General features: G+C 67.8%; 2 protein-coding genes. Both read left to right on the forward strand.

Annotated features, from left to right (window positions below; translation table 11 throughout):
• A partial coding sequence (pheS, locus tag OOT08_RS14875; protein WP_325093572.1) for a phenylalanine--tRNA ligase subunit alpha occupies positions 1 to 962 on the forward strand: 962 nt, incomplete at its 5' end.
• A partial coding sequence (locus tag OOT08_RS14880) for a hypothetical protein (protein WP_325093573.1) occupies positions 962 to 1191 on the forward strand: 230 nt, incomplete at its 3' end. The genes pheS and OOT08_RS14880, both read left to right, overlap by 1 nt.

The following is a 1191-nucleotide window of genomic DNA, read 5'->3' on the forward strand; positions in this document are numbered from 1 at the left end:
GCTCCATCGCTGAGCTGAAGCAGGCTCGATCTCAGCACTTTGGCGAGGGCTCAGCCATCGCCGATCTCAACAGCCGAATGCGCGAGGTACCCAAGGAGCTGAAGGCCGAAACCGGCAAGCTCATGGGCCAGGCCCGCGCCGCCATCGAGCGCGCCTTTGCCGAGCGCGAGGAGGTTCTCGCCGCCGCAGAGGCGGCCGAGAAGCTCGCCGCCGAGACGGTCGACGTGACCGAGGCGCCCAGCCGCCTCCGCGTCGGTGCCCGGCACCCCCTCGCGCAGATCCAGGACCAGATCGCCGATGTCTTCATCGGGATGGGGTGGGAGGTCGCCGAGGGCCCCGAACTGGAGCACGAGTGGTTTAACTTCGACGCGCTCAACTTCGACCCGGATCACCCGGCCCGCGCCATGCAGGACACCTTCTTCGTGGAGCCCGCCGACCGGCACCTGATCCTGCGCACCCAGACCTCGCCCGTGCAGATCCGCACCCTGCTCGACCGCGAGCTGCCCGTGTACGTGATCGCCCCCGGCCGCGTGTACCGCACCGACGAGCTCGACGCGACGCACACCCCCGTCTTCCACCAGATCGAGGGCATCGCGATCGACCGCGGCCTCACGATGGCGAACCTCCGCGGCACGCTGGAGACCTTCGCGAAGCAGATGTTCGGCGAGGAGGCCAAGATCCGGCTGCGCCCGAACTTCTTCCCCTTCACCGAGCCCAGCGCCGAGATGGACGTCTGGCAGCCGAACGCGAAGGGCGGCGCTCGCTGGGTCGAGTGGGGTGGCTGCGGCATGGTCAACCCGAACGTGCTCCGAGCCGCGAACATCGACCCCGCCGAGTACCAGGGCTTCGCCTTCGGCATGGGCGTCGAGCGGACCCTGCAGTTCCGCAATGACATCAACGATATGCGTGACATGGTCGAGGGCGATGTCCGTTTCAGCACCCAGTTCGGAGGCCTCGTCTAATGCGCGTCCCACTCAGCTGGCTCGGCGAATTCGTCGAGCTCCCCGAGGGAAGCACCCCGGAACAGGTCCACGCGGACCTCGTCAGCGTCGGCTTCGAAGAGGAGGACATCGTCCGCTTCGACGTGACCGGCCCCGTCGTGGTCGGCCAGGTACTGGAGCTCACCCCCGAGCCCCAGAAGAACGGCAAGACCATCAACTGGTGCCGGGTGCGCGTGGCTCCCGAGGGCCA

This window comes from Leucobacter sp. M11 (genome assembly GCF_035726885.1).
Classification (GTDB): Bacteria; Actinomycetota; Actinomycetes; order Actinomycetales; family Microbacteriaceae; genus JAPFRB01.